The sequence below is a fragment of the Rhizobium sp. P1_E6 genome (genome assembly GCF_056405875.1).
In genome coordinates this window covers 23725-30576 of sequence record NZ_JBFUBG010000081.1, presented here as the reverse complement: position 1 = coordinate 30576, position 6852 = coordinate 23725, and the positions used below count along the sequence as shown (strand labels likewise).

Genomic DNA, 6852 nt, shown 5'->3' with positions numbered 1-6852 from the left:
ACATGGGAACGTTCCTTATATGAAGTGGGGCAATCAGGCCGTGAGAGCGGCAATGGCAGCGTCGATATCGGCAGGGCCGTTTACAGAAACACCATTGATATTCTTGTCGATGCGGCGCGCAAGGCCGGTCAGCACCTTGCCGGCACCGAGTTCATAGAGCGTGGTGACGCCATTTGCGGCGAACCATTCCACCGTTTCGCGCCAGCGCACCTGTCCGGTGACCTGCTCGACGAGAAGTGCGGCGATCTCCTCAGCGTCAGTGACGGGAGCGGCGCGGACATTAGCGATGACGGGCACGACCGGATTGGTCTTCTTCACACCGGCGAGTGCCTCGCGCATGGCGTCTGCGGCAGGCGCCATCAGCTTCGAATGGAAGGGAGCGGAGACCGGCAGCAGGATGGCGCGCTTGGCGCCCTTGTCGGTCGCAAGGCCCGCGGCCTTTTCGACAGCCGACTTCTCGCCTGATATGACGAGCTGACCGCCGCCATTGTCATTGGCGATCTGACAGGAGCCGATGGCTGAAGCTTCCTCGCAGAGGGCCTGAACGTCGGCATGTTGGAGGCCGATGATGGCGGCCATGGCGCCGACGCCGACAGGTACGGCTGCCTGCATAGCATTGCCGCGGATGCGCAGAAGGCGGGCTGTGTCTGATATCGAGAAAGTGCCGGCGGCACAGAGGGCGGAATATTCGCCGAGCGAATGGCCGGCGACGTAGGTGACCTTCGCCTTCAGATCGAGGCCCTTGGCTTCCAGAACACGGATGACGGCCATGGAGACGGCCATCAGCGCCGGCTGGGCATTCGCCGTCAGCGTCAGCTTGTCCTCGGGACCGTTGAACATCACGTCCGAAAGCTTTTCACCGAGCGCTTCATCGACTTCGTCAAACACGGCGCGGGCTTCCGCGAAATTCTCGGCGAGATCTTTGCCCATGCCGACGGCCTGGCTGCCCTGGCCGGGAAAAGTGAAAGCAATGGTCATATTCTGTCCCTCGATAGTGCCCATCGGGCCATTTCGCCTCCAATTGACATTCTTTCTTTCAGAGTCAAGTGGCGGCCCATTCTCTCCAAAGCCTTTCGCACCAGCGCTAAAGCCCGGTTTTTCCTCTTGCGCTTCATCAAATCCAGCCTAAGTTTGCGCAGCTCTTTCCAAGCCTTTCCTTTTCAAGCCCACCCCCAAGGTTCCCAATGAAATACAATAAATTAGGCCGCACAGATATTTCCGTTTCCGAGATTTGCCTTGGCACCATGACCTGGGGCACACAGAACAGCGAAGCGGAAGCCCATGAGCAGATGGACTACGCCGTCCAGGAGGGCGTCAATTTCTTCGATACTGCCGAGCTTTATCCGACCACGCCGGTTTCGGCCGAAACGCAGGGCCGGACGGAAGACTATATCGGCAGCTGGTTCGAGAAGACCGGCAAGCGGAAGGATATCGTGCTTGCCACCAAGGTTGCAGGAACTGGCCGCTCCTATTTGCGCGGCGGCGAAGGCGCCGATGCCAAGAACATTCGTATGGCGCTTGAGGCCAGTCTGAAGCGGCTGAAGACCGACTATGTCGATCTCTACCAGATCCACTGGCCGAACCGCGGCCATTTCCATTTCCGCCAGAGCTGGCACTACGATCCTTTTAAGCAGGACCGCGCCAAAGCCGTCGCCAACATGACCGATATCCTGGAAACGGTGGGCGGATTGGTGAAGGAAGGCAAGATCCGCGCCTTCGGCCTCTCCAACGAGACGACCTGGGGCACGCAGAAATATGTGACGCTGTCCGAGCAACTGAACCTGCCGCGCGTCGCCAGCGTCCAGAACGAATACAATCTCCTCTATCGTCACTTCGATCTCGACATGGCGGAACTATCCCATCACGAAGACGTCGGGTTGCTCGCCTATTCGCCACTCGCTGCGGGTATTCTCAGCGGCAAGTACATCAACGGTGCGAAGCCCGAGGGCACACGCGCCTCGATCAACGGCGACCTCGGCGGCCGCCTGCAGCCGCTTCAAGAAGCACCGACTAAGGCCTATCTGGAGATTGCCGCCCGCCACGGCCTCGACCCGGCCCAGATGGCGCTCGCCTTCTGCCTGACCCGCCGCTTCATGACTTCTGTTATTATTGGCGCAACCTCGATGGCGCAGCTGAGAACGGATATCGGATCGACGAACGTGGCGCTCAGCAGTGATGTGCTTGACGAAATCGAGAAGGTGCACCGGCAGTATCCGATGCCGCTTTAAAGGCGTCATCACGTGAGCGCTCCGCGTCTTGACGCTTCTGGCTCGCAAGCGCATGACCGGCTTTTCTGCCATATGCGCTTGCCTTTCGCTCAAAAGTCCGTATAAGCGCGCCTGTTCGTTAACCCGGTCTTCTGGCTGGTGGCTGAACGGAGGGCCGGTTTGCATTTTGCAAATCGTTCGGAACGGAAGCGTTCCAGCCTCCCGTGTCTCCGCTCTCGACCGTCTCGGAAACGCTTTTCTTGCCAGGCGCCTGTCGCCTCTCAGGAGCAGTCGTTGAGGCTTAGCCGCCGAATGCCGGGTTCTGATCAAACGCAAGAAAGGCAAAGCTGTCATGGCTCTTTATGAACATGTATTCCTTGCCCGACAGGATATCACGTCGCAGCAGGTCGATGCCCTCGTAGAACAGTACAAGGGCGTGATCGAAGCAAACGGCGGTAAAGTCGGGCGTATCGAAAACTGGGGCCTCAAGTCCCTCACCTATCGCATCAAGAAGAACCGCAAGGCTCATTACGCCCTGATGGACATTGATGCACCAGCAGCTGCGATCCAGGAAATGGAACGCCAGATGCGCATCAGCGAAGACGTTCTTCGCTACATGACCATCGCTGTCGAAAAGCACGAAGACGGCCCGTCTGCCATGATGCAGAAGCGCGACCGCGACGATCGCGGCCCGCGTGAAGGCGGCGACCGTGGCCCGCGCCGCGAATTCGGCGATCGTCCGCCGCGCCGTGACGGCGACTTCCAGCGTGGCCCGCGCCCTGACCGCGCTCCCCGCGAAGACCGTGTATAAGGAGATCTAAGAATGTCTGAATCTTCCTCCGCTCCGGTCCGTCGTCCGTTCCATCGTCGTCGCAAGACCTGCCCGTTCTCCGGTGCAAACGCTCCGCGCATCGACTACAAAGACGTCCGTCTCCTGCAGCGCTACATTTCCGAGCGCGGCAAGATCGTTCCGTCCCGCATCACCGCCGTTTCCCAGAAGAAGCAGCGCGAACTCGCCCAGGCGATCAAGCGCGCCCGCTTCCTCGGCCTGCTGCCGTACGTCGTAGCTTAATTTGATATCGGAGCCCCGGATCCTCGGATCCGGGGCTTCCTCCCTTCCGCGATGGGCGCGGATCGGAACCTTAAAACCCATGTTGAGGCATCTCCCGAAGTGATTCAGGGAAATCCTCTAACTGCTTAAATGAAGCAGGACAGCGAATTGACACGACCGGACCCAAAAACGCTTGCGATCGGCGCACTCGCCGGATTGACCGCCGCCTTGCTGGTGCTTGGAGCGAGCATGCAGCCGTCGTTCAGCGCCGTGCTTTATGCCGCTTCCGCGCTTCCCATCCTGCTCGTCGGCCTCGGCTGGGGCAATGCAGCCGCGATCTCGGCCGTCGTCACCGCCGCCGCACTCGGCGCGATCGTCATCTCCCCATCCTTCGCGCTCGTCATGACGCTGGTAACGCTGCTGCCCGCCGGCTGGCTGAGCCATCTCGCCAATCTCGCGCGCCCGGCCTCGGAGCTCGGCGGCCCCGACAATCTGCTCGCCTGGTATCCGCTCTCGGATATCCTGCTGCATCTGTGCGGTCTCGTCACCTTCGCCGTCATCGTGACCGGCATCATGATCGGCTACGGGCCTGAGATCACCGACCAGATGGTCGATGTACTGATGAGCTCGCTGCAGGAGCAGCAGCCGTCATTCGTTCCGGACCCGGCCGCGACCGCGCAGACCAAGTCGCTCGTCGTGCTGATGCTGCCGGCGCTGCAGGGCGGCATCTGGGTGGTGATGCTGTTTGCCGCCTATTATATCGCGACGCGCATCGTTACCGCTTCCGGAAAGGGCCTGCGGCCGCGCGAGGACATTCCCTCCTCGCTGCGCATGAACCGGAATTCGATCTTCATCTTCCTCGCCGGCCTCGCCGCCACCTTCATGGGCGGCATTCCGGCGATGATCGGCGCCACTGTCGTCGGAGCCTTCGGCGCCGGCTTCCTGATGTCCGGCTTCGCCGCGCTGCATTTCCGTACCCGCGGCAAGGACTGGCGCTTGCCGGCCCTGATCCTCTGCTACCTGGCATCCACCATGATGCTGCCAGCTCTTTTCATCCTCGTGCTCGGTCTGGCCGATACCCGCAAGGCGATCGCCCTGACCCCGACCAAGGATGCTGATGCCCCCAAACAACCCGATAGCGAAATCTGAGAACAAGAAAGGAAAATACCATGGACGTCATTCTTCTCGAACGCATCTCGAAGCTCGGCCAGATGGGCGAAACCGTGAAGGTTCGCGACGGCTTTGCACGCAACTACCTCCTGCCGCTCGGCAAGGCACTGCGCGCCAACGCTGCCAACAAGGCCCGTTTCGAATCCGAGCRTGCAACGCTTGAAGCCCGTAACCTGGAGCGCAAGTCCGAAGCCCAGAAGGTTGCCGACGTTCTCGACGGCAAGTCCTTCATCGTCGTACGCTCGGCCGGCGAAACCGGCCAGCTCTACGGCTCTGTCGCTGCCCGTGACGTCATCGACGTTCTTGCTGCCGAAGGCTTCAACGTTGGTCGCAACCAGGTTCACCTCAACACGCCGATCAAGGCGATCGGCCTGCACAAGGTCGAGCTGCAGCTCCATGCTGAAGTTGAAATCAACGTCGAGCTGAACGTTGCCCGTTCGGCCGAAGAAGCCGAACGTCAGTCCAAGGGCGAAGAGCTCACTTCTGTCGACGCCATCTACGGCGTTGACGAAGATGCCCTGCGTCCGGAAGACTTCTTCGATCCGGAAGCCGACGGCGTTGACGAAGACGAAGCATAATTTCTGTATTCATGCAGAACGAAAGCCCGGCTCTCGCCGGGCTTTTTTGTTCTTGTGAGATTTGAGAAGAAAGTCGGCTTTTCTGCTGCGCCTTTTAATCAAGGACGCTAAAATAACCGGATGCTGGAATGACGAAGTGAGTCGTCGCGGGTGGCGTGTCCCGCAAGTGACAGTCAGAATATTTTCTCCTCAGCGGATCCGCCGACTGTGGAGAAGTCGAACAACGTGCAAAGCGCAGCCGATTTGACGACCGCTTGAAAGCTATTGCCGCGCGACACTTGATTTTATGCGGCCCGCCCTGCAAATCCGAGTTTTGGAAAAGACAGTACGGATGACGATGAACGAAGCTGCACGAAAGATTGCCGCCGTTGCTCCCGCAGAGCAGCACTATCGCGAAGCACCGAACAACATCGAGGCCGAACAGGCGCTGCTCGGCGCCATCCTGATGAACAACGACGCCTATTACCGGGTATCCGATTTCCTCAAGCCCATACATCTTTACGAACCGCTGCACCGGAAGATCTACGAGGTCGCCGGCGACATCATCCGCATGGGCAAGATCGCCAACCCGGTCACGGTCAAGACCTTCCTGCCGGCCGACGAGAAGGTCGGCGACATTACCGTCTCACAGTATCTCGCAAGCCTTGTTACCGGCGCGGTGACGATCATCAACGCGGAAGATTATGGCCGGGCGATCTACGATCTGGCGATCCGCCGCGCGCTGATCACCATCGGCGAGGATGTCGTCAACATCGCCTATGACGCGCCGCTCGACATGCCGCCGCAGGCACAGATCGAAGACACCGAACGCCGCCTGTTCGAGCTTGCCGAAAACGGCCGCTACGATGGCGGCTTCCAGGCCTTCAACGATGCAGTGGCACTCGCCATCGACATGGCGGCAGTCGCCAAGGAACGCGACGGCGGCCTCTCCGGCATTTCCACAGGCATTCATTCACTCGATTCCAAGATGGGTGGCCTGCAGCGTTCGGACTTGATCGTGCTCGCCGGTCGTCCCGGCATGGGCAAGACCTCGCTTGCCACCAATATCGCCTACAACATCGCTGCCGCCTATGAGGGTGAAGTGCAGTCCGATGGCGGCATGAAGGCGAAGAACGGCGGCGTTGTCGGCTTCTACTCGCTCGAAATGTCGTCCGAACAGCTCGCCACGCGTATCATCTCCGAGCAGACGGAAGTCTCCTCCTCGAAGATCCGCCGCGGCGACATCAACGATGCCGATTTCGAAAAGCTCGTCGCCTGCTCGATGATGATGCAGAAAGTGCCGCTCTTCATCGACCAGACAGGTGGTATCTCGATCGCCCAGCTTGCCGCGCGCGCCCGCCGCCTCAAGCGCCAGCGCGGTCTCGACGTGCTTGTCGTCGACTACGTGCAGCTGATGACCGGCTCCGGCAAATCCAACGAGAACCGTGTACAGGAAATCACCCAGATCACCACCGGCCTCAAGGCGCTCGGCAAGGAACTGAACGTACCGATCATCGCGCTGTCCCAGCTCTCCCGTGCCGTTGAAAGCCGCGAAGACAAGCGCCCGCAGCTTTCCGACCTTCGCGAATCCGGCTCGATCGAGCAGGACGCCGACGTCGTGCTCTTCGTGTTCCGCGAGGAATATTACGTGAAGAACATGGAACCGCGCGATATCCACGATCCGAAATATCCGGAATGGGAAGCGTTGTTCGACAAGGTGAAGGGCACGGCAGACGTCATCATCGCCAAGCAGCGTCACGGACCGACGGGTACGGTCAAGCTCGCCTTCCAGGCGGAATTCACCCGCTTTGCCGATCTCGCCGATCCATCCTTCACGCAGTATGAGGAACATTGACGCGGGTTTCCG

The 6852-nt window shown here is 60.0% G+C and carries 7 protein-coding genes; 6 read left to right on the top strand and 1 reads right to left on the bottom strand.

The features are described 5' to 3' along the window. Window positions 1-33 precede the first annotated feature (33 nt). Window positions 34-978, bottom strand: coding sequence for an ACP S-malonyltransferase (gene fabD / locus AC1D35_RS27540; protein WP_113311653.1), 945 nt, complete (start codon window positions 976-978; stop codon window positions 34-36). Window positions 979-1184: 206 nt separating this feature from the next. Between fabD and AC1D35_RS27535 the strand changes: the two genes are divergently transcribed. The 6 genes from AC1D35_RS27535 to AC1D35_RS27510 all read left to right on the top strand — a co-directional run bounded on the left by AC1D35_RS27535 (window position 1185) and on the right by AC1D35_RS27510 (window position 6840). Beyond that, complete coding sequence (locus AC1D35_RS27535; RefSeq protein ID WP_477851822.1) at window positions 1185-2228, top strand: aldo/keto reductase; 1044 nt, start codon at window positions 1185-1187, stop codon at window positions 2226-2228. A gap of 331 nt (window positions 2229-2559) precedes the next feature. After that, window positions 2560-3018, top strand: a complete 459-nt coding sequence (rpsF, locus tag AC1D35_RS27530; protein ID WP_113295235.1) for a 30S ribosomal protein S6 — start codon at window positions 2560-2562, stop codon at window positions 3016-3018. A 12-nt stretch (window positions 3019-3030) separates the two neighbouring features. Next, complete coding sequence (rpsR, locus tag AC1D35_RS27525) at window positions 3031-3279, top strand: 30S ribosomal protein S18 (RefSeq protein WP_007531286.1); 249 nt, start codon at window positions 3031-3033, stop codon at window positions 3277-3279. A gap of 147 nt (window positions 3280-3426) precedes the next feature. After that, the gene (locus AC1D35_RS27520) at window positions 3427-4407 is read left to right on the top strand and encodes a DUF2232 domain-containing protein (protein WP_113509187.1); all 981 of its coding nucleotides are present in this window, start codon (window positions 3427-3429) and stop codon (window positions 4405-4407) included. A gap of 20 nt (window positions 4408-4427) precedes the next feature. Then, on the top strand, window positions 4428-5006 hold the full coding sequence (gene rplI, locus AC1D35_RS27515; protein WP_477941068.1) for a 50S ribosomal protein L9: 579 nt from the start codon (window positions 4428-4430) through the stop codon (window positions 5004-5006). 337 nt (window positions 5007-5343) lie between these two features. Next, window positions 5344-6840 carry a replicative DNA helicase gene (locus AC1D35_RS27510; RefSeq protein ID WP_113295337.1) on the top strand — a complete coding sequence of 499 codons (1497 nt, stop codon included), beginning with the start codon at window positions 5344-5346 and terminating at the stop codon, window positions 6838-6840. Window positions 6841-6852: the final 12 nt, after the last annotated feature.